The following is a 21,024-nucleotide window of genomic DNA, read 5'->3' on the forward strand; positions in this document are numbered from 1 at the left end:
ATGGGGAAGTACTCAAGAGGCTGAAGAGGCGCCCCTGCTAAGGGTGTAGGTCGGGTAACCGGCGCGAGGGTTCAAATCCCTCCTTCTCCGCCATATATAATTTGGCCCATTGGTCAAGCGGTTAAGACACCGCCCTTTCACGGCGGTAACACGGGTTCGAATCCCGTATGGGTCATTAAGAAAAGCATGTAGATATTTCTACATGCTTTTTTCTTTGTCTTCGTTTCAGATGATCCATTCGGTGGGCGAAAAAACGGGTACTTGCGCTTTTCTTACAATATGACTACCTCTCTTCGTATCCGTCTGTTTGTTTAAATGGAATGTTTCCAATGGGTGATTCGATATTTTCATTATCTAGTACATCTTCATAGTTTTCGTGAGATACAGATGGAACCACCATGATATTTTCTCCTGTTATATCAGTAGCAATAAATGTCTCTATATCTTCTGTAAATCCCTCTTGATCATCTTCATCATTGTACAGACCGCTCATTGTCTCGTAATCACCGATAAAGTCTGAAGGGGATTCTGAAGTACCATATCGTGCGACTTCTTGAAAGCTATCAAGATAGTCTGAAATATAGGGACTTTTGTTTGTATCAAATGAATTGGTTGAAGGTGGTCTTAAGATGTCTTCTTCAACAGGTCTGTAATCTGATGCTAGGTCACGTTCGGGTGTATGTTCAACACAATATAGTGAATAGGGAACGATTTCTAAGCGTTCATAAGGGATGGAAGTACCGCAAATAATGCATTTCCCATATTTATCTTCTTCCATTGCTTTCAAAGCCAAATCGATTTTTTCGATTTCAAGTAATGCATGTTCTTCAAGTGCATGGTCTTTTTCACGTTCAAATAATTCGGTCCCTAAATCAGCTGGATGGTTATCATAAGATGAAAGCTCATCTACTGAATTTTTTAAACTTCCTTCATCTGAATTATATTTTGTTCGTTCTATAGTATGTTCGATTTCTTCTCTTTGTTGTAATAAGAGTTGTTTCAATTGTTTTATTTCGTTAGGTGCAATCAATGCTTTAGAACCTCCTTTTATCCGTCTTACATAGTATAAGCTTTCGAATAAAATTTCATTCTGAGCCCTGAGTCCTTTATAAAAAAGAAGGCATAATAAAAAAAGGATGCTTCATTAAAATTAGGAAGCATCCTGTGGAAATTAAAAAAGATAACTTAAAAAAAGTCCAACTGATAATAAGAAACCAAAGATTGTATTTGTTTGTGCTGTTGCTTTCATAGCTGGCATCATTTGTATAGGTGTTTCCTTGCCAATAAATCCTTTCACGGCTTTTAATGGTTTTGGTGCACTCAGGATGACAAGTAAAACCCATGGTGTAACGATTTTCATTAGTACTAACGCAATCAACCAACTATATGCGACGATAAACATTCCTGCAAGAAATACGATTGCATTCTTTTTACCCAATAGAATAGCTAATGTTCTTCTTCCACTTTCTTTATCACCATCAAGATCCCTAATGCTGTTGGATAGAAGGATTGCTCCAACCAGAAAAGCGATTGGCATCGATACTAAAACAGAAAGGGGTGTAATTGTCCCCGTTTGTATAAAGAAAGATATTAAAATGATTAACATACCCATAAAAAATCCGGAAAACAATTCACCAAATGGTGTATATGCAATTGGATATGGTCCACCAGTATAGAAATATCCAACAGCCATGCTTATTAATCCAACCACAACTAGCCACCATGAAGATGATAAACAAATATATACACCTAGAAGTGCGGAAATGCCATACAATGAAAAAGCGATTGTAAGTACTGTCTTTGGTTGAACGCCATCGCGTACGATTGTTCCACCGATTCCAACAGAATCTTCATTGTCTAATCCCAATTTGAAGTCGTAATATTCATTAAACATATTGGTTGCTGCTTGAATTAATAAAGTGGCTATTAACATCGCACTAAATAAAAGTAGATTGATTTCAGTGCTCTGCATAGCAAGGGCTGTACCAATCAATACTGGAACAAAACCAGCAGTAAGTGTATGCGGTCTAGTGAGTTGCCACCATACTCTCCAGCCTGGTTTGTTTGGTACCGCCGATGCAGGCTGTGAATTCATTTGTGTTGGCATGAATGAAGTCTCTCCCTTAAAAGCGTAAGTTGTATACATAGTGAAAAGACATTCTTCACAAATTGTGAACAAGTCTTCACATTTAAGTGTAAGAAAAAGTTAATGTTGCTGTCAATCACTTTATACTTAACATAAGAAGGATTATAACAAATATGTTAGAATAAAGAGTAAATAATAAGGAAAGAAACAGACTTTTGATCAATAGTAATTGGGTTAATCTTGAATCGTTGACACAATAGAATTAAGAGGTGTATCTTTAAATAGGTTTACAGGTATATCATATTTATGGAAAAGGGGGGGAGATTTATGGCTATCATACTTGAAACACAGCTCCTCGAAGGCTTAGAAAAAGCAGTACAAAAAGCAAATGAATTAAATACTTCTGTTCTTTTTAGTAAAGTGATCAAGGTACAGGCACTTAGCCCCCTTTCTTTTTATACAGCAGGAAGAGAACAATTCTTAGGTGAGCGCTTGTTTTGGCAGGAGCCTATGAATGGAACAGCTGAAACAGCAATTGTTGGGCTAGGAAGAGTGGAAAAGGTACAAACACATGCAGATAACCATAGATACAGTAATATTGAAAAAGAGTGGCAAGGCTTATTAGATCATAGTGTTATTCAATGCGAGAAAGAGATCCCGATGACGGGACCTATTTTATTTGGAGCTTTTTCATTTGATTGTAATAAGAGTCAATCTTTACTATGGGATCATTTCGGTGATAACTTTTTTTATGTACCGCGCTATATGATTTCCAACTTGAATGGTGAAACATATTTCACGACGAATATTCTTTGTGCTCCAGGCGAGGATATTAAGCGTTATACTACGATTTTTGAAATAGGAGAGCAATTATGGCAAGCTTCTCTTAACGATGTTTCATTTGATGAAAACGTCTTAATGGAGAAGAAAGAGGTTGAGCCAAAACACTGGAAGCACCAAGTGGCTGAAGCTGTCAAAACGTTAAAGAGTTCTGATATAGATAAAATTGTACTTGCTAGAGAATTAAGATTAACTTATCAACAAACAATCTCATCAGATGCTATTCTTGCTCATCTGCTAGAAGAACAAGCTTCGAGTTATATATATAGTTTAGAATCTGCAAGTGATTGCTTCATTGGAGCGACACCTGAAAGATTAGTGAAAAAAGAAAAGAATAATGTGCTATCGACTTGTCTAGCGGGTTCGATTGCTAGAGGAAAGACGGAAGCGGAAGATCAGGCATTAGGGACACAATTATTAACTGACCCGAAGAATTTAATAGAGCATCAATATGTTGTAAAAATGATAACAAATGTTTTACAGCTATTATGCAAGGAATTAAATGTACCTCATTCACCAGTATTAATGAAAATAAAGCATATTCAACATCTATTTACACCTGTAACAGCGATTTGTAATGATGATATTTCGATTTTCCGTTTTGTGAAGGAACTACATCCAACACCTGCATTGGGGGGACTACCTCAAGAAGAAGCTGTTGAATGGATTCGTGAAAATGAAAGCTTAGAACGAGGTTTATATGGCGGTCCAATAGGTTGGATAGATGCTTATGGTAATGGTGAGTTTGCTGTTGCACTTCGCAATGCGCTATTACAAGGAAAAGAAGCATCTTTATTCGCTGGTTGTGGAATTGTTGAGGATTCTAATCCTGAAGATGAGTATCAAGAAACATGGATTAAGTTTAAACCAATGTTAAACGCTTTAGGAGGAGATTTATCGTGAATCATCAAGAGACTCTAACAGCATATACAGCAGCATTTATCGACGAACTTTCTTGCATGAATGTGAAACATGCTGTTATTAGCCCGGGATCACGTTCAACACCGATAAGTATGTTGCTATTAAAGCATCCTAATATTAAAACACATATTAATATAGATGAACGTTCAGCAGCGTTCTTTGCTCTTGGTATAGCTAAATCAACACGTGAGCCAGTTGTCATCGTTTGCACTTCAGGGACTGCTGCTGCTAACTATTATCCAGCTATTGTGGAAGCTCAAATTTCGAGAGTTCCATTAATAGTGGTAACGGCTGATCGTCCTCATGAACTGAGAGACGTAGGGGCTCCGCAGGCTATTAATCAAATTCATTTATACGGTGAATATGTAAAATGGTTTTCAGAAATGGCTATACCTGAAATGAATGATAGTGCAATACAATATGTACGCAATATTGGTAAAAGAGCAGGGATTGTTGCAAAGCAGAATCCTGCGGGTCCTGTGCATCTAAATTTTCCAGTAAGAGAACCACTTCTTCCTAAAATGAATGAAGACTATTTTCATATTGGCAGAAGAGTAAATTATACCAAATTGGATAGTCGTACTATGTTAGAAGAATCAAGTATCAATGTCTTAGTGAAAGAGTTAAAGGAAAAGAAAAAAGGTATTATTGTATGCGGTGAAATACACGATACTCGTTTTTCAAATGCAATCATTGAGTTAGCTGAGAAATTAGAGTTCCCAATATTAGCTGATCCTTTATCGCAATTAAGAACAAGTGATAATCAATCACATGTCATTGATTGTTATGATACTTTCTTACGTATAAATGAGGCATTAGTCGAATTGCAACCAGATGTTATCATTCGATTTGGCTCTATGCCTGTATCTAAAGCCCTTACATTATTTATAAAACAATGTAAGGAAGTTGATCATATTGTAGTCGATGGTGGAGATGGTTGGAGAGAGCCGACTGGTATGGCCTCTCAGATGATTTCTTGTGATGAAACATGGTTTTGTCATTATCTAGCGGAGAAGTTATCACCTTCAGAAGATGATGAATGGTATCAATTATGGAATCAACTTAATCAGCTAGCGAAAAAAGGGCTACAAAATATTCGTGAAGAAACTTCAATGGATGAAGGGAAAATTTTCACTGAATTGAATGGACTACTTCCAAAAGGAGCAAATTTATTTGTTTCTAACAGTATGCCAATTCGAGATTGTGATTCGTTCTTTCATTGTAACGATACAAATAGTACAGTTTATGCTAATAGAGGAGCAAATGGCATTGATGGGGTAGTGTCTACTGCTCTTGGAGTTAGTGTTAAAGGTAATCCCACTGTTCTCGTTATCGGTGATTTAAGTTTTTATCATGATATGAATGGCTTGTTAGCTGCTAAAATGCTGAAACTAAATATGACAATTATAGTTGTGAATAATGATGGTGGAGGAATATTCTCATTCTTACCTCAATCTAGTGAGAAAGAGTACTTTGAAGAATTATTTGGTACACCACATGGCTTAGACTTTTCACATGCTGTTCAGATGTATGGAGGAAAATTTACGAGAGTTGAAAGCTGGTCTCATTTTGAAGAGGCGCTCGTTGATTCATTCCAAAAAGAAGGATTAAAAGTTCTTGAAGTAAAAACAAATCGTGAAGAGAATGTTGTTAAACATCGTAAATTGTGGAATGATGTTTCAAAAGAAATTATTCGATCTCTTGCGGGTAATTAAGATGAACATACGTTGTAATGACGTAAATTATCATGTTGAGATAGTAGGGGAAGGTGAACCTTTATTATTGCTTCATGGTTTTACTGGTAACCACTCAACTTGGAGAGAAACCATACGAGCTTTAAGTCACCAGTATATGTGTATCATGCCTGACATCATTGGACATGGAAAAACGGATCATCCACATACGAAAGAAAGATATGCAATTGAAGAAGTTGCTAGAGATTTGTTGAGTATTTTACAAGCGTTAAACATTTCGAAAACACATGTACTTGGCTATTCGATGGGAGGAAGATTAGCGCTAACGTTTGCTATACTTCACCATGAGTATGTACAGACACTTGTATTAGAAAGTGCTTCACCTGGTTTAGCAACTGAAGAGGAAAGAGTTAGCCGTAGTCAAAGTGATAGAGCATTGGCAGAACGAATCAATCGTGAAGGCATTGCGAAATTTGTAGACTATTGGCAAAGTATTCCTCTATTTCAATCGCAGCAATCGTTACCGAATGATGTGAAACAAAAGATTAATAATCAACGCCTTACTAATAGTGAAATTGGGTTAGCGAGCAGCTTACTTGGAATGGGGACAGGCTCTCAGCCTTCATGGTGGGGGCAATTATATTCACTGACCTTCCCGGTTTTTCTCATTACGGGAGAATACGATGAGAAGTATTGTCGAATCGCAAATGAAATGATGAAAAGCATTGACCAGTGTGAATGGCAAGTTGTTCAACAAGTTGGACATGCAATTCATGTGGAGAATCCTGAAATGTTTGGTAAAATAGTAAGTGAATTTGTTGAAAAATGGAGGGTTAAATAATATGGCATTCAATTGGGTACAAGAACGTGAATATGACGAAATAATTTATTCTACTTATAATGGCATTGCAAAAATTTCAATTAACCGCCCGCACGTGCATAATGCTTTTACTCCGAAGACAGTTTCGGAATTAATCGATGCATTTGCTTACGCTAGAGATGATGCGAAGATCGGTGTAATCATCTTAACAGGTGAAGGCGGAAAAGCATTCTGTTCTGGTGGAGATCAAAAAGTACGTGGACATGGTGGATATGTAGGTGATGATCAAATTCCTCGCTTAAATGTATTAGATCTTCAACGTTTAATCCGAGTAACTCCAAAGCCAGTTGTAGCAATGGTAGCGGGTTATGCAATCGGCGGTGGACATGTATTACATATCGTATGTGATTTAACAATCGCAGCTGATAATGCAGTATTCGGACAAACAGGACCTAAAGTAGGCAGCTTTGATGCTGGTTACGGTTCAGGATATCTTGCACGTATCGTAGGACATAAGAAAGCACGTGAAATCTGGTACTTATGCCGTCAGTACAACGCACAAGAAGCGCTAGATATGGGACTTGTAAATACAGTTGTACCTTTAGAACAACTTGAAGCAGAAACTGTACAATGGTGTGAAGAGATGCTAGAGAAGAGCCCAATGGCACTACGTTTCTTGAAAGCTGCATTTAATGCAGATACAGATGGTCTTGCTGGTATCCAACAATTTGCTGGAGATGCAACACTTCTTTATTACACAACGGATGAAGCAAAAGAAGGACGCGACGCATTTAAAGAAAAACGCAAACCTAATTTTGATCAATTCCCTAAGTTCCCTTGATCATTATCCAAAATGTAAAGCCTGACAATATATATCTTTGTCAGGTTTTTTTGATAGAAGGAGTTGAAAACAATAATGCAGCAAACGATATTGCCCAATTGGTTAAAAAAACGGGCAGAATTGTCTCCTAACCGTGTTGCTCTTATTATGAAAGAAAAGCAAGTCACGTTTCAGGAGCTATATAGTTGTTCAATTGAATATGCTTCTAAACTTTGTTTAAAAGGTATTCAATATGGAGATGCAGTGGGCATACTAATGGGAAATCGCTTTGAGATGGTAGTCACTATTCACGCGTTGATGCATATCGGTGCAAAAATTGTGCTTCATAATATAAGACTATCACCAGAAGAACTTTCTTGGCAGTTTCAAGATGCTGAATTGAAATGGATTGTTACTGAAGAAAAATACGCTAATAAAATAGCTGAAACACAGAAGTCTCATGCTGATGTCATTATGGTTGAACGCATCCCTTTCATGAAAGAAAGTGTGGAAGTAGAAATCGTTCAAGAGTTTGATTTAAATAGAACAGCAACCATTATGTATACTTCAGGAACGACCGGTAATCCAAAAGGAGTTATGCAAACTTACGGCAATCACTGGTGGAGTGCGGTAGGATCGATGCTAAATCTAGGGTTGCATGAAGGAGATACTTGGCTTTGTGTAGTTCCTATGTTCCATATTAGTGGTTTATCGATCTTATTTCGTAGTGTCATCTATGGAATAACAATTATTGTTCATGAGCAATTTGATGAAGAAGAAGCTAATCTAGCCATTCAGGATCATAAAGTCACCATCATGTCGGTCGTGACAGCTATGCTAAACCGTATGATTGTGAAACTTGGAGATCAAGTGTATCCTCCTACGTTTCGTTGTATGTTGCTAGGTGGTGGGCCAGCACCACTAAGCCTTCTAGAAACATGTAAAGAAAAAGCAGTGCCGGTTTTTCAAACATACGGGATGACGGAAACAGCTTCCCAAATCGTTACACTTACACCAGAGTATAGTTTAGATAAGCTGGGCTCAGCGGGAAAAGCACTCTTTCCATCACAGCTTGAAATTCATATCGATTCCAGCGTTGCAAGTGCAAATGAAATTGGTGAAATCGTCGTGAAAGGCCCAAATGTTACGAAAGGCTATGCGAATCGTCAAGATGCAACGGAAGCCGCTTTTGATAATGGCTGGTTTAAAACAGGAGATATGGGTTATTTAGATGATGATGGTTTCTTATTTGTTGTGGATCGACGTTCTGATTTAATTATTTCTGGAGGAGAGAACGTGTATCCAGCAGAAATCGAAGCGGCATTGATGAAGCATGAAGCCGTATTTGAAGCGGGTGTTACAGGTGTAGAGGACAAGAAGTGGGGACAGATACCTGTTGGCTTTGTCGTTATTCATGAATCTTCAAATGTAAAGGCGGATGTATTACAAGCGCATTGTCGTAATCTTCTAGCTTCCTATAAAGTACCTAAGCAAATTTTTATCGTGAAAGAACTACCAAGAAACTCTTCAAATAAACTAATGCGAAGAAGTTTGAGAAAACTTATGGAGGACAAGGAATAAAGTATGTTTATTCATTCTATAACATTACGTGTCATTTCCGCCCCATTAAAGCAGCCGTTTTATAATGCGTTAGGTACGATTACAGAAAGGGAAGCGATCATTATTGAAGTTAAAGATCAAAATGGTCTAAGTGGATGGGGAGAAGTTGTTGCATTTTCAAGTCCATGGTACACAGAGGAAACCATTCAAACTTGCTACTATATATTAAAGGAATACTTAATTCCTGCACTAAATCATAAAGTTACACATCCTGAGGAACTTCAAAAAAATTTTGCTACAATACGAGGCCATCATATGGCTAAATCAGGGCTAGAACTTGCCTTCTGGGATTTATTTAGCAAACAACAAGGTAAGCCATTATATGTGCTATTTGGTGGGAAAAGGGAAGAAGTAGAAGCGGGGGTGGTAATTGCATCAGATGACATAACGAAAGCTCTTAAGCAAATTGAAGCGTATCGAAGTGAAGGTTACAAGCGATATAAAGTAAAAGTCAGCCCTCATAATGCGATAGAGTATATTTCTACTATTCGAAAAGAGCATGAAGATTTACCATTAATGGTCGATGCGAATTCTTCATTTACATTAGATGACATGGAATTGTTTCAACGGTTAGACAATTTTCAATTAATGATGGTTGAACAACCTTTAGGCCACGATGATCTTTTACTGCATAGTGAGCTTCAAAGGCAAATGAAGACCCCTATTTGTTTGGATGAAAGCATTACATCATTCAATACTGCAAAAAATGCTGTTGTGTTACAAAGTGCGAAGATATTATGTGTGAAAATGGGACGTGTTGGTGGATGGAAGCAAGCTGTTTCTATTCATAATTATTGTATGCAACACCATATACCACTTTGGTGTGGTGGAATGATTGAATTCGGTATCTCTCGAGCGCATAATGTAGCTTTAGCTACTTTGGAGGGATTTACTATACCTGGTGACATATCATCGTCTTCTCGATTTTGGGATGAAGATATTGTAGAACCTGAGTTAACGGTTTCAAATGGGACGGTTAAGGTTTCTTCAGAAATGGGGATAGGATGTCAGATTAATTGGCGAGTGCTAGATAAACTTACAAGTTATAAAGAAGAATTTCCATTAATATAAAAAATATCAAAAAATAGGTATATAATAATTTATTATTTGCTAGCTAATCCTGTATAATAAATAGTGTGGAGTTAGAATAATCTGAAAACTATATATTATACAGGTAGGTAGAGCAAATGAAAATTAAGAAGAAACAATATTTAATAGCAGAAATCTTGCTAAACCGTCAATTACCTTTAAACGTAATAATGGAGATTACTGACCTTTTGGAAGAAGAGATTTTAATGCTAAAGTACAAAGTGAATCTTAATGTAAAATGAAAGCGTTTTATTTAGGGTGGAAATGATTATTGGTGCATTTGAATTATGTAGAAATGTGGTTCACATTCACCCTATACCATCAAACTACGATTCTTGGCCTTATTAGCAAGGTTTTCCAAAAAACTTGGAAATGTAGCGTTTTTTAGTTTGTGCTAGTCCTTTTGAGAATACCTCTAATTTTCTTCATGTTTTGTCCCCAATCTTTTTGAATAAAATAAAAAGAGGATTAAGAGGAAGAATCCTCGTAATCCTCTATAGACTGTTAAAGACAATCTTTCGGCTGGAATGTTTGGCAACCAGTTTCCCCACTCGTCTTAGCTTTATCATCAGAGTACATTTCAACAACTATATTTTTAGCTCCACACTTATTTCCACTTTTCCAAAATGTGCAGCTGTGAACACCACATATAACATCTTTCGCCATATGCAATCATCCTCCTTACAAGGATAGTTTAAGCGAAAAATCAGAAGTCATGAATGGTAAATATCGTATTGAAGTGGCTTAATTTAGAGCTTTCTCCAATGTTGCAATATTTGATTCCATTAAGCTAAAATAGTCTTCTTCATCTTTAATATTTTGATCCGTTAATACAGATAGATTGTTAAGAGTTAAAGCTTTAGCACCGATTTCTTTTTGAATGATTTCGGTTAATTTAGAATCAACATTTTGTTCGAACAGAACATATTCAATATCATTTTCTTTTGCGATTTTCATCATTTTTTGTAATTCTTTTTGTGATGGTTCACTTGAATTAGCCATTCCTGTAATAGCTATTTGTTCAATTCCGTAACGTTCTTCCCAGTAACCATAAGCAGAATGGGATACAATAATTTCCTTTTTCTTGCTTTGATCGATTGTATCTTTGAACTTCTTGTCTAGTTCCTCTAATTTGGTAGTGACTGTTGCTAAATTTTTCTCGAAATATTGCTCTTGCTTTGGATTTAATGCTACAAGTTCTTTTTCCACTTCTTGAGCGAGATGGATCATCAGTTCAGGATTTAACCAAATATGAGGATCGATGTCACCATGATTATGTCCATCATCTTCACCATGTTCTTTGTCATTAGTTTCATGATTTACATCTTCTTTATGCTCTTTTTCATGAGTGGATACACTATTTTCCCCAACAGGAATTACTTTTACGCCTTCTTTTTCAAAAATCGATTTTGATTTGTTTATGAAGCCTTCTAAATTAAATCCAATATATAAAAGAAGGTCAGCATCTGACATTTCGATCATATCTTTTTGGGAAGGTTCGAAAGTATGTTCATTAGAACCTGGTGGATAAACAGTTTGAACATTTACGTATTTCCCTCCAATTTGTTCTGTTAGAAATTGAATGGGATAAACGGTTGTATAAATAGTGCTTACGCCATCTTTATTTGCTTCTTTTTTAACATTCGTCTTCTCCGAGTTACCACACGCTGTTAAAATCACTGAGAAAAGAAGTATAAGTGATAATAGAATATTTTTTTTCATTTTGTGTCGGTGTTTTGAAAAATTGACAAATAGAATATGTTGCTATAAAATTATTGAAAATTCAAATAATTAAATCGTTGATTGGAAGTATTAAGGATTCCCTATTGTATAGAGAGCTGTTGGTTGGTGCAAAACAGTCAATATAATCTTCAACTCGTCCATGAGTATTTATGTTGAAATGATAGTAAACATAAACGGCAGCTACCGTTATCAGTATGGATTGAAATCCTATTAAGTGAGCTTTTAAAGCTAATTAGAGTGGTACCGCGAATCGAACTTCGTCTCTTATATGAGGCGGAGTTTTTTTATTTAAAGGAGGATTATAATGAAAACAATGTGGCAAAGAGAAGATGTAACGAAGCATTATTTACAACAAGTAAGGGGAGGAATTCCTTTTGGAGCTGAGCAAGCACAAATTATGCTCCAAGTAGTTAATCATTTTACCGAAAAACCAGAAATAATTATGGATTTAGGTTGTGGTAATGGTTTTTTAGGAGAAATTTTACTTCGTACATATCCAAAGGCAAAAGCAATTTGTATTGATCATTCAAAACCAATGATTGAGCAAGCGGAAATTTATTTAAAGCCATATGCTGATCGTTGTGAGCTTTATGTCAGGGATTTTAGTATGTCGATCAAGGATTTAGTAGAACCAAACACGGTTGATTGCATTGTATCAGGTTTTGCTATTCATCACTTAACCAATGAGATGAAAAAAACTTTATATACTGATATATATAATGTATTAAAGCCAGGTGGCATTTTCATCAATATTGAACATACAGCTTCTATAACAAGGGAAATGGAAGAATTATATGATGAGCTATTTATCGACTATCTTACAGCTTATAATAAAGGGAAACGTGAAGAAATCGCAGCTGAATATTTTAGTCGACCAGATAAAGCGGATAATATTTTAGAGCATGTAGATGTTCAAGTGAATTGGTTAAGAGAAATTGGCTTTAATCATGCGGACTGTTATTTTAAATGGATGGAGTTAGCTGTGTTTGGAGGAGTTAAATAATTTCGAACAATGAATTGGGGAGTTTCAAGTTGAATAGATTTGATATCAATTAAAGAGGTTTTCCCATTTGTTTTAATACCAATTCTTCTTTTCTTCTTATGAGTATGGCTAAGTTGATCAAGCGTCTGTTTTAATCGTACTATATTAATGGGCTTAGTAAAAAAATAATAAAGTTCATCAAAAATAAAGTGGGATTGTAGTTCTTCTTTTCTATTATAAAAAGGGTGTAAAAATTTGATTATAATGATGTTGTAGGGTATTTTTGGATAATTATGTTATTATTAATTAAAATAATCAATAGAGTTGAGTATTAACTAAAAAAGCATTTTTAAAAATTTGCTTTAACAACACATAGTAACTATATCAATTTCTGAAATGAAACAGTAGCTATTATGTTATAAGAAGCACTTAGGAAATCCACTGTAAAAATATTATTAGTAAGGCTATCATTTTGATGGCCTTTTCTTTTGGAATTGGACTATTATACCAAATAAGGGAAGAATGGAAGTAGGGAGCAAGGAAAATGAATAATGAGTTAAAAAAGCATTTAGAATCAGACGAAAATGGAGAACCTTCACCTGAGAAATTGAGAGAGTTGGAGGTAGAGTTAAAGAAACTTGAGAAGCATTTAGTAAAAATCGATGAAATGAAAAAGGAAAAACCCGAAAACACGAAAGTTAGTATGCAACGGATAGTAAAGCGTGGGAAATGGAAGGATAGAATTCGGACAGGGGTTATAAAGGGTTCAATTTGATTTAAATAATGGTGGATATTTAAGATAACAATTGTAAATTAAGAAAATAAGTTGAGGTAATGTAAGGAGGACAAAGTGTGCGAATATTCCATGTAAGTGAAGAGAATCATATCCAAGTGTTTCAGCCTATAATACCTTCTCGGACGGATTTAGATCAATCGAAAGGACTTGTATGGGCTATAGAAGAAAAATGCTTGCCAAATTTCTTAACACCTAGAAATTGTCCGCGTGTTTGTTATCATATTGGACCGAACACATCTGAAATGGATAAGCAAACATACATATCATCAAAATCATGTTCTCATGTTATAGTTATTGAAAACAAATGGTTTGAAACAATGATAAATACTAAATTATACTTATATGAATTTGATACAAAACAGTTCACACTTCAAGATAAGAATGCTGGTTATTATGTAAGTGAAACAGCACAAATTCCAATTGCCAAATGGGAAGTCATTAATTTATTTCAGGAATTGTTTAATCGCAATGTTGAATTACGTTTAGTAAATAACTTGTGGGATATTTGGGATGAAATTCAAAAAACAACATTTAATTGGTCAATGTGTAGAATGGGTTTCGCACAACCAAGGTTCGAAGCATAATGTTGAATTTTTAACAGTTATCAGTGAACGATGGTAATTTTATGGTGAGGAGTTGTAAATGCAACTCCTCTTTCTATTGCTGTTAATGGGCTATTTATTGAAATAAGAACTCGTGTTTAAATTTATATGGATGGTATAATTTGGACAAGGGGTAAAATTAAGCCAGTATTCTATTATTTGTTATTATTCACATATTAATAGGTTTAGCTTTACTATTTTTTTATGGGAAATTACCAAAGGTTATGGTGACATTTGCAATTGTATTTTTAAGTATGAGCTTTATTATTTTGGAGCAGTTTTTATAAGTTTATACTTATAGTCTTATTCCATTATTCAACTTGGATTATAACCAAATAAGGGAGTGGAACAGTACAGTGATTACGAAGAAATTGCTGGTTTTAATAGGAGTTGAAGCGCTACTATTCTATTTATTCAACAAGTGTATTCGGAAATGGCTTGGACTAGGAAAAGCTCCTAGAAGGAATGTGTTCTATAAGCCATATGCAATATTGGTAAATCTGATTATGTCGTTAGTTTTTCTTATTCTTACATTACGCGTAGGAAGTGATTCTCCTTACATATTCGTTTTCTTTTTTTTATATACTGTAGTTTTGTTCGGGTTTGAAGTCATATTACAGAAGAAGTATCTTGATAATTCTAAAGAATATATAGCGACAATTTTCTCAGGCCTAATTTTGGCGGTCCTAATGATGATTTTAATGATAGCCGTTAAGTTTTATGGCTTTTGAATGAAGGTAACCAATAAAAAAGAAAGATAGTAAAAATCAAAAATAAAGGGAGTTTTGAAAATGAAAACAGCTATTATATCAGATATTCATGGAAATAAAGATGCATTAATGGCAGTACTACAAGATATTAAGAGCCGTGGTATAACTTCTATATATAATTTAGGTGACAGCTTATATGGACCATTATTTCCGCTAGATACATATGAACTTTTAGTAAAATCAAATATACAAAATATAAGAGGGAATTGTGATAGGGTTTTATTAGATCAGAATAATGGTAATCCAACAGTTCAGTATGTACAGAATTTATTAGAAGATGAACATAAGGAATGGATATCTAGTTTACCATTTTCTTTACAAACTGAAGATTTTTACTTCTGTCATGGTACACCTACTAGTGATGAAATGTATTTATTAGAAGAAATGAGCCCTAATGGTTCAATGCTTAAAAACACAGAAGCCATTTTAGACATCGTTAATGGTATTTCGCAGAATATTATTTTTTGCGGTCATACTCATGTACCAAGAGTAGTTTATTTACCTAATAATAAAATCATTATAAATCCTGGCAGCATTGGTCTACCAGCCTATGAAGATGACTTACCAATCTATCATAAAATGGAATCAGGTTCGCCGTTTGCAAACTATACAATTGTTTCAAAACAAGAAGATCATTGGATTATCGAACAAATACATATATCTTATAATCGAGATAGAGCGATAATGCAAAGTGAAAAAAATGAGCGTTTAGATTGGGCAATAGCACTGAAAACAGGAAGGATTTAAATGCACCAGAAGTTATTGTAAGATTCGGAAAATCACTTGAGTTTTAGTCTAGTAATTATATTTTGGGAGGGCTTCTTTGAAACAGAAAATTCAGTACAGAATACATATTATTGGTTCAGTTGGAAGCGGAAAAACAACTCTAGCAAAAGAATTATCTCGTAAGTTAAATATTCCATACTATGAGTTAGATAATGTTGTTTGGAAAAGGGATAAAAATGGGGATGTAATCAGAACGGAAAAAGAAAGAGAAGAGTATCTTAATACTATTATTAATACTGGAAGATGGATTATAGAAGGAGTTCATAATGAAGATTGGGTAGCTAATAGTTTTCAAAATGCAGATTTAATTATTTTCTTAGATACTAAATATTCGATTCGAACTTATCGAATAATTAAAAGGTTTATTTTACAAATGTTTCGATTGGAAAAGTCAAATTACACACCAAAATTAGAAATATTCTTTAAAATGTTTAAGTGGAATAAATACTTTGAAGAAGTAGGCAAACCTAATTTCTATAATAAATTTGGGATATACAGTGAAAAGCTACTTGTTGTAACAAATAAAAGATGTATTGAGAAGTATTTTAAAAAGGAGCTGTGATCAGCTTCTTTTTTATGCGCTAAGAAGGCAGAATTTTTTGTAATATATTGAAGATAAGAAAATCGCAATTCACTTCTAAGTGGCTGATTATTAATGAACCCGATACCAAACAAGTGCTGAATTTGATGATTTAAGTTATGGCTCACCTTGTTAGTATTGTAATACAAATACTTCCGTAAATAAGAGAAATGTTGTTTGAGAAGGAACGTTACATTTCATTAAAACTTTTTGGACTGGTATATCGTCGTATAAGTAAAGGTACTTTTATTTTTGTACAGCATACTGTCTCTAAAACTTAATTTCTTATGGGTTATAGGAATTATATGGTTAAGATACTAGTATTCTTTTTAAATGAAACGAATTATTCAATCTTTCCTTAAAACTCATAATTTAACGAATAGTGTATTGACTTTGTAATATGTTTGTAATATTTTTGTAATATAAGTAATTATACTACGAATATATTAAATCTAATTTTTTTACAAAATAAGAGAATAGAATACATTCTGAAAGGTGATTAAAATGTTAAAAAAAGTGGTAACAGGTATTTCAATTGCATCCGTATTAATTGCAGGAACAGTACATGCTACTAGTTTCAATGGAGTAGATCATCAAACTTCAAAATCTTCTACTAGTATTAAAAAAATTGAAATGGATGTAACTGGCGATAAAAACGCAGAGATTGTTACATTGCAAGGAAATAAAGCAAAAGGTGGTTTTTATAAATGTGAAGATTGAAAATAAAGCACAAAAGAAAACACATTATATTAAATTATTTGAAGGCGGTACAAATCCAAATTTACAGGTTAAAGATTTCAATCGTGACAAAGTTCAGGACATTCATGTATCTTTTACAAATAAATCTTATCAAAAGGAAAACGTATATACAGTAAAAAACAATAAGGTTACTCGATTAAACATGTCTACAACAATAAAAAGTAAAAATAAAGATGTAGCAAACTATTCATTCCAAATACCTGAAAGATGGAAGAACAACTTCGCAATCCAAACTTTAGAAGGAAATAAGGCAGCAAAAGAGGATACATATGCTCAATTGATAACAACCTTCTATTTCAAAAATGGAAAAACTACAGATGAAGTATTGCTATCGATTACTACTTATAAAAAAGCGGATTGGAACAAGTTGGTGAAAGATGGTGGCCCATTACCTGAAGTAATTAAACAAACACCAAAATATGTATATGTTTATCAAGTGCCACAGTCTAACCCATTTGATTTAAAAACTAGTAATGGAAGAATTTTCGAAAAAATGACCATGTCATTTGAAGAGATAGAGGCTTCTTTTACTTTGAATAAATAAAATAAACCAATAAAGAGGACTTGCAATACAAATGACTCAAGTCCTTTTTATATTTAATTAACTGATTAAGCACACAATAATGATATAATAATTGCTATTGGAATGGATATTATGTGTGTAAAACTAAAGTCCATACCATTGTTTTCTGTGAAAAAATATGAATAGGAGATTCAGAAAGAGAATGCTTAGGTCTAATAAAGAAAAAAGACGTTTAAAGAAGTGGGTCTTGCCATTATTTTTGTTTGTAATTTGTTTGGTTGCTTTTGGTATATACAAAATTGCTGAAGATGATTCAACTGCGCAACCAGCAACTGCTGTAAAGAATGAAAAAACAACGGATGTGAAAAAGAAAAAAGAAGTTAAAGAAGAGAAAGAAACAGCTATTACGATTAGCGCAGCTGGTGACTTTACACTTGGAAGAGATGAAACATACGCATACAATGGCTCACTTCCTGATGAAGCGGCAAAAAATGGGTTACCTTATTTCGTAGAAAAATTTGATGGAATCTTCCAAAAGGATGATTTAACAACCGTAAACCTTGAAGGACCACTTACGAATTCGACTGAAAAAGCGGTGAAGAAATTCCGTTTCAAAGGCGATCCTTCTTATGCACAAATTCTGACATTAGGTGGTATAGAATCTGTTAATTTAGCAAATAATCACTCTTTCGATTATTTACAGAAGGGCTACGATGATACAATTGCCACTCTCAAACAAAATAAGATTGGGTATTTCGGTTATGAAAACAACTATATTACGACTGTAAAAGGTGTGAAAATTGGTGTCCTTGGTTACGAGGGTTGGGACGATACTCCAGAAACTCGTGCTATTGTGGACACGAATATTAAGAAGTTGAGAGATCAAGGGGCACAAATAGTAGTTGTTCACTTCCATTGGGGAAATGAAAGACAATATGTACCAAATGCCTCGCAACAATCGTTAGCACATTATACGATTGATAGTGGTGCAGATTTAATTTTGGGACATCACCCTCACGTATTGCAAGGTATTGAAGAATACAAAGGGAAGTTTATCGTTTATAGTTTAGGAAACTTCATGTTTGGAGGTAATAAGAATCCAGCTGATAAAGATACGTTTGTATTTCAACAAACATTTTATGTAAAAGGTGATAAGTTAACAGATCGTAAGGAAATAAATGTCGTTCCATTTTCTATTTCATCGGTACCACACCGTAATAATTACCAGCCATTATTACTTACAGGCTCAGAAAAGGAACGAGTTAAAAATAAAATCATTGATGCATCGAATCAAATTAATGGCTCTGAATGGTTACAATATGAAGTAAATAATTAAACATTTTACATGAAAAGCTATCCATTTTTAAAAATGGGTAGCTTAATTATTTTATAAAAATTTAAGTGAATATAATTTGTGGGTTACTTTTATATAATACTAGAAAAGTAGCGCAAGTGTTTAAGATATTCGAGGTGATAAAATGAAATTTCATCTATTAGGTGAAAATGAAAAAGTACAGATTGAGATATTATCAAGAAGTTATCCTAACAGTTCTGATTACTGGGATGTTAATTGGGTCGATTCAAAAATAACAATTGAAATTCCGGGATATTTTGTTCATTTTGATACAGATATAAGAACAGATGGGTTAAAAGACTTTATGAATGAACTAAAATTAATGAATAGCAAATTAAAAGGAAGAGCAATACTGAAAAATATGGATGGGAGTATATATTTTGAATGTGAAATGAACCGGTTAGGCCAAATATCATGGGAAGGAGAAACTTGTTATCCTGTGACATTTGGGGCTGTTCTTAATTTTAGTTTCCAATCAGACCAATCATTTTTAGAAAGATTAATAGAAGAATTAGAAGATATATTATCTATTTTCCCTGTAATCGGGAAGCCATAATTATGATTTTTAATTGTAAGGCATCTAATTTTGAGAGTTAATACAAAATACAACACTTATATATACTTCTCAAAGTCTTTTTAGAATACTATAAATCCCTACTTCGTGTTGAAAGTAGGGATTTATTTTTTTGATGAAGATCTGTTTTTTCTCGTAAGTTTTGATATTTTAAGTAAGTTGGTTAAAAGGTTTTTAATTAAAATCTACTTGACCTTAACGCAACGTAATACTTTATCGTAACTATCAGGAGGGATAACTAGTAACGACGGGGGATGTCAATTGATTATCCAAAATATTAAAAATGTAATTCATGCAGAATTAATGAAACAAGAGGTGATTAAAATGAAAATTTATATGGAAGATACTATAAGTCAATATGAAACGTTACTTTCATTACCGCTTGAAAAGAGAGAAGATTTCTTTAGATATTCGATGATGAAGCCTTTTCAGAATATGTGGAGCACTATTAAGGTTCCACTTAAAGCTAAACAAGAAAACGGTTATGATGTTATGATGGCAACTAAAATGTTAGGGTATCTTGATATCAAAGAAAGTGATAAAGCAAGAAAAGCATTGAATGATTTAAAAGCAATAAAAGCTGTAGACATTGCTGAAAAAGCATTAAAAAGCTGTATAGACTTTTCGAAAGCTTTCAACTTAGAAGTAGCTGCAGAAGAATTAAAGTTTGGAATGTATATTGCCGATCCTGAAAAGCTTAAAAATCAAAATGGTTACTGTGGTTTCGGTGGAATACCTGGATACGTCACCATAACCATTTACCCAAACGATTTTAATGTCCCGAGAATACCTTCGCTTATTGCTCATGAATTTCATCACAACCTCCGTTTTTCTTATTTTGACTGGAATCATGGAGACGTGACATTAGGTGAGTACTTAGTTGTTGAAGGTCTTGCTGATTCATTTGCTACAGAGTTGTACGGTGAAGAATATTTAGGTCCTTGGGTCACGTCAATCGATGAAGAAGATCTCGAATATTCAATTCACGTCATCCGGGAAGGTTTTCATTTAAAAGGATTCGATGCAGTTAGTAGTTACATGTTTGGAGATGAAATTGCTAAAGAACAAGGCTATTCACCAGTAGGCCTATCACCTGGAGCAGGTTACGCCGTAGGTTATCATGCTGTACAATCTTTTATGAGAAAGAATAATGTCACAATTCAGGAAGCTACTTTGTTAAGTGCAGAAGAAATTATTACAGAATGTGGCGTTTTTAAGAGGAGAGCATTTTAATCAAATGGATGTAACGTACTCTTTAAGAAGTATCAAACTAAAAAGAAAGCATCAGTACTTCAAAAAAACTATAAAACTTACGAATGTGAAGACTTTTCGGATTACCCATTGAAGGCACAATGTACGAAGGCCAAAGGCAATCGCCAAGTCCAATAGAACACGATTTTTGAAGAAATGAAAGCAAAGACAAAAGCAGGTGGAGAAAAACGACTCATTTTTCTCCATCTGCTTTATTTTAGGGACATATTAAACAGTCCTTACTTATAAGAGTCTTATCTACTTTTGGCTAATTATTTCATCTCTTCCGATAATGAAATATTAAGCGATAGAAGAGGAGATAAAACTAAAGGTAAATAATCCTTTTTATATGGCGTTAAAATTTATTTAACGCATATTTTCATTTTTAAACTTTATTAAATGATTTAGAGAAAT

21 protein-coding genes, 2 tRNA genes and 1 other annotated feature are annotated in these 21,024 nt (G+C 34.1%); of the genes, 19 read left to right on the forward strand and 4 right to left on the reverse strand.

What is annotated here, in order from left to right; translation table 11 throughout:
• The first annotated feature begins 2 nt into the window (after window positions 1-2).
• Both V7014_RS12595 and V7014_RS12600 read left to right on the forward strand, forming a co-directional pair.
• Window positions 3-93: transfer RNA gene (locus V7014_RS12595), tRNA-Ser, on the forward strand.
• A gap of 10 nt (window positions 94-103) precedes the next feature.
• Window positions 104-175 (forward strand) — tRNA-Glu (locus V7014_RS12600).
• A gap of 108 nt (window positions 176-283) precedes the next feature.
• Here V7014_RS12600 and V7014_RS12605 read toward each other — a convergent pair.
• A complete protein-coding gene (locus V7014_RS12605; RefSeq protein WP_335507614.1) occupies window positions 284-1,030 on the reverse strand; it encodes a TraR/DksA C4-type zinc finger protein in 747 nt (248 codons plus the stop codon).
• Between the two features lie 141 nt (window positions 1,031-1,171).
• Window positions 1,172-2,107, reverse strand: a complete 936-nt coding sequence (locus tag V7014_RS12610) for a 1,4-dihydroxy-2-naphthoate polyprenyltransferase (protein ID WP_335507616.1) — start codon at window positions 2,105-2,107, stop codon at window positions 1,172-1,174.
• Window positions 2,108-2,413: 306 nt separating this feature from the next.
• Here V7014_RS12610 and V7014_RS12615 point away from each other — a divergent pair, with 306 nt between their 5' ends.
• From V7014_RS12615 to menC, 6 genes are all read left to right on the forward strand, one after another.
• Window positions 2,414-3,829: an isochorismate synthase gene (locus V7014_RS12615; protein WP_335507618.1), complete on the forward strand. Its 1,416-nt coding sequence runs from the start codon at window positions 2,414-2,416 to the stop codon at window positions 3,827-3,829.
• Window positions 3,826-5,562, forward strand: a complete 1,737-nt coding sequence (gene menD / locus V7014_RS12620) for a 2-succinyl-5-enolpyruvyl-6-hydroxy-3-cyclohexene-1-carboxylic-acid synthase (protein WP_335507620.1) — start codon at window positions 3,826-3,828, stop codon at window positions 5,560-5,562. Before V7014_RS12615 ends, menD begins: the two co-directional genes overlap by 4 nt.
• 1 nt (window position 5,563) lies before the next feature.
• The gene (gene menH / locus V7014_RS12625) at window positions 5,564-6,382 is read left to right on the forward strand and encodes a 2-succinyl-6-hydroxy-2,4-cyclohexadiene-1-carboxylate synthase (RefSeq protein ID WP_335507622.1); all 819 of its coding nucleotides are present in this window, start codon (window positions 5,564-5,566) and stop codon (window positions 6,380-6,382) included.
• 1 nt (window position 6,383) lies between these two features.
• Window positions 6,384-7,202 carry a 1,4-dihydroxy-2-naphthoyl-CoA synthase gene (gene menB / locus V7014_RS12630; RefSeq protein ID WP_335507624.1) on the forward strand — a complete coding sequence of 273 codons (819 nt, stop codon included), beginning with the start codon at window positions 6,384-6,386 and terminating at the stop codon, window positions 7,200-7,202.
• A gap of 75 nt (window positions 7,203-7,277) precedes the next feature.
• Window positions 7,278-8,762, forward strand: coding sequence for an o-succinylbenzoate--CoA ligase (locus V7014_RS12635; RefSeq protein ID WP_335507626.1), 1,485 nt, complete (start codon window positions 7,278-7,280; stop codon window positions 8,760-8,762).
• A 3-nt stretch (window positions 8,763-8,765) separates the two neighbouring features.
• On the forward strand, window positions 8,766-9,872 hold the full coding sequence (gene menC / locus V7014_RS12640; protein ID WP_335507628.1) for an o-succinylbenzoate synthase: 1,107 nt from the start codon (window positions 8,766-8,768) through the stop codon (window positions 9,870-9,872).
• Between the two features lie 522 nt (window positions 9,873-10,394).
• Here the strand turns inward: menC and V7014_RS12645 are convergent.
• Together V7014_RS12645 and V7014_RS12650 are read right to left on the reverse strand one after the other, a co-directional pair.
• Window positions 10,395-10,556, reverse strand: a complete 162-nt coding sequence (locus V7014_RS12645; RefSeq protein WP_335507630.1) for a DUF1540 domain-containing protein — start codon at window positions 10,554-10,556, stop codon at window positions 10,395-10,397.
• A gap of 78 nt (window positions 10,557-10,634) precedes the next feature.
• Entirely contained in the window at window positions 10,635-11,612 is a 978-nt protein-coding gene (locus V7014_RS12650) for a metal ABC transporter solute-binding protein, Zn/Mn family (protein WP_335507631.1), read from the reverse strand.
• Between the two features lie 68 nt (window positions 11,613-11,680).
• Window positions 11,681-11,901, forward strand: a binding site (T-box leader).
• A gap of 36 nt (window positions 11,902-11,937) precedes the next feature.
• Between V7014_RS12650 and V7014_RS12655 the strand changes: the two genes are divergently transcribed.
• The 11 genes from V7014_RS12655 to V7014_RS12700 all read left to right on the forward strand — a co-directional run bounded on the left by V7014_RS12655 (window position 11,938) and on the right by V7014_RS12700 (window position 20,592).
• Window positions 11,938-12,636: a class I SAM-dependent methyltransferase gene (locus tag V7014_RS12655; RefSeq protein ID WP_335507634.1), complete on the forward strand. Its 699-nt coding sequence runs from the start codon at window positions 11,938-11,940 to the stop codon at window positions 12,634-12,636.
• A 523-nt stretch (window positions 12,637-13,159) separates the two neighbouring features.
• Window positions 13,160-13,390 (forward strand): hypothetical protein, encoded by a 231-nt coding sequence (locus V7014_RS12660; protein WP_335507636.1) that lies wholly within the window; start codon window positions 13,160-13,162, stop codon window positions 13,388-13,390.
• A gap of 77 nt (window positions 13,391-13,467) precedes the next feature.
• Complete coding sequence (locus V7014_RS12665) at window positions 13,468-13,995, forward strand: DUF6886 family protein (protein ID WP_335507638.1); 528 nt, start codon at window positions 13,468-13,470, stop codon at window positions 13,993-13,995.
• Between the two features lie 374 nt (window positions 13,996-14,369).
• The gene (locus tag V7014_RS27275; protein WP_438824912.1) at window positions 14,370-14,744 is read left to right on the forward strand and encodes a DUF4181 domain-containing protein; all 375 of its coding nucleotides are present in this window, start codon (window positions 14,370-14,372) and stop codon (window positions 14,742-14,744) included.
• 60 nt (window positions 14,745-14,804) lie between these two features.
• Window positions 14,805-15,530, forward strand: a complete 726-nt coding sequence (locus tag V7014_RS12670) for a metallophosphoesterase family protein (protein WP_335507641.1) — start codon at window positions 14,805-14,807, stop codon at window positions 15,528-15,530.
• Between the two features lie 76 nt (window positions 15,531-15,606).
• Window positions 15,607-16,131, forward strand: coding sequence for an AAA family ATPase (locus tag V7014_RS12675; protein ID WP_335507643.1), 525 nt, complete (start codon window positions 15,607-15,609; stop codon window positions 16,129-16,131).
• A 513-nt stretch (window positions 16,132-16,644) separates the two neighbouring features.
• Entirely contained in the window at window positions 16,645-16,869 is a 225-nt protein-coding gene (locus V7014_RS12680) for a hypothetical protein (protein WP_335507645.1), read from the forward strand.
• Window positions 16,859-17,452, forward strand: coding sequence for a hypothetical protein (locus V7014_RS12685; protein ID WP_335507647.1), 594 nt, complete (start codon window positions 16,859-16,861; stop codon window positions 17,450-17,452). Before V7014_RS12680 ends, V7014_RS12685 begins: the two co-directional genes overlap by 11 nt.
• Window positions 17,453-17,633: 181 nt before the next feature.
• A complete protein-coding gene (locus V7014_RS12690) occupies window positions 17,634-18,767 on the forward strand; it encodes a CapA family protein (RefSeq protein ID WP_335507649.1) in 1,134 nt (377 codons plus the stop codon).
• 142 nt (window positions 18,768-18,909) lie between these two features.
• Window positions 18,910-19,341, forward strand: coding sequence for a WapI family immunity protein (locus V7014_RS12695; RefSeq protein WP_335507651.1), 432 nt, complete (start codon window positions 18,910-18,912; stop codon window positions 19,339-19,341).
• 342 nt (window positions 19,342-19,683) lie between these two features.
• Window positions 19,684-20,592 (forward strand): DUF2268 domain-containing protein, encoded by a 909-nt coding sequence (locus V7014_RS12700; protein ID WP_335507653.1) that lies wholly within the window; start codon window positions 19,684-19,686, stop codon window positions 20,590-20,592.
• Window positions 20,593-21,024 lie beyond the last annotated feature (432 nt).

The sequence above is a fragment of the Bacillus sp. JJ722 genome (assembly GCF_036963345.1).
Classification (GTDB): Bacteria; Bacillota; Bacilli; order Bacillales; family DSM-1321; genus Bacillus_AD.

Coding starts and splice junctions, on each gene's coding strand:
- V7014_RS12645 (WP_335507630.1), bottom strand. CDS start 10,556: ATGGCGAAAGATGTTATATGTGGTGTTCACAGCTGCACATTTTGGAAA.
- V7014_RS12690 (WP_335507649.1), top strand. CDS start 17,634: ATGCTTAGGTCTAATAAAGAAAAAAGACGTTTAAAGAAGTGGGTCTTG.
- V7014_RS12650 (WP_335507631.1), bottom strand. CDS start 11,612: ATGAAAAAAAATATTCTATTATCACTTATACTTCTTTTCTCAGTGATT.
- V7014_RS12635 (WP_335507626.1), top strand. CDS start 7,278: ATGCAGCAAACGATATTGCCCAATTGGTTAAAAAAACGGGCAGAATTG.
- menH (WP_335507622.1), top strand. CDS start 5,564: ATGAACATACGTTGTAATGACGTAAATTATCATGTTGAGATAGTAGGG.
- V7014_RS12655 (WP_335507634.1), top strand. CDS start 11,938: ATGAAAACAATGTGGCAAAGAGAAGATGTAACGAAGCATTATTTACAA.
- V7014_RS12695 (WP_335507651.1), top strand. CDS start 18,910: ATGAAATTTCATCTATTAGGTGAAAATGAAAAAGTACAGATTGAGATA.
- V7014_RS12610 (WP_335507616.1), bottom strand. CDS start 2,107: ATGCCAACACAAATGAATTCACAGCCTGCATCGGCGGTACCAAACAAA.
- menB (WP_335507624.1), top strand. CDS start 6,384: ATGGCATTCAATTGGGTACAAGAACGTGAATATGACGAAATAATTTAT.
- menC (WP_335507628.1), top strand. CDS start 8,766: ATGTTTATTCATTCTATAACATTACGTGTCATTTCCGCCCCATTAAAG.
- V7014_RS12700 (WP_335507653.1), top strand. CDS start 19,684: ATGAAAATTTATATGGAAGATACTATAAGTCAATATGAAACGTTACTT.
- V7014_RS12615 (WP_335507618.1), top strand. CDS start 2,414: ATGGCTATCATACTTGAAACACAGCTCCTCGAAGGCTTAGAAAAAGCA.
- V7014_RS12660 (WP_335507636.1), top strand. CDS start 13,160: ATGAATAATGAGTTAAAAAAGCATTTAGAATCAGACGAAAATGGAGAA.
- V7014_RS12670 (WP_335507641.1), top strand. CDS start 14,805: ATGAAAACAGCTATTATATCAGATATTCATGGAAATAAAGATGCATTA.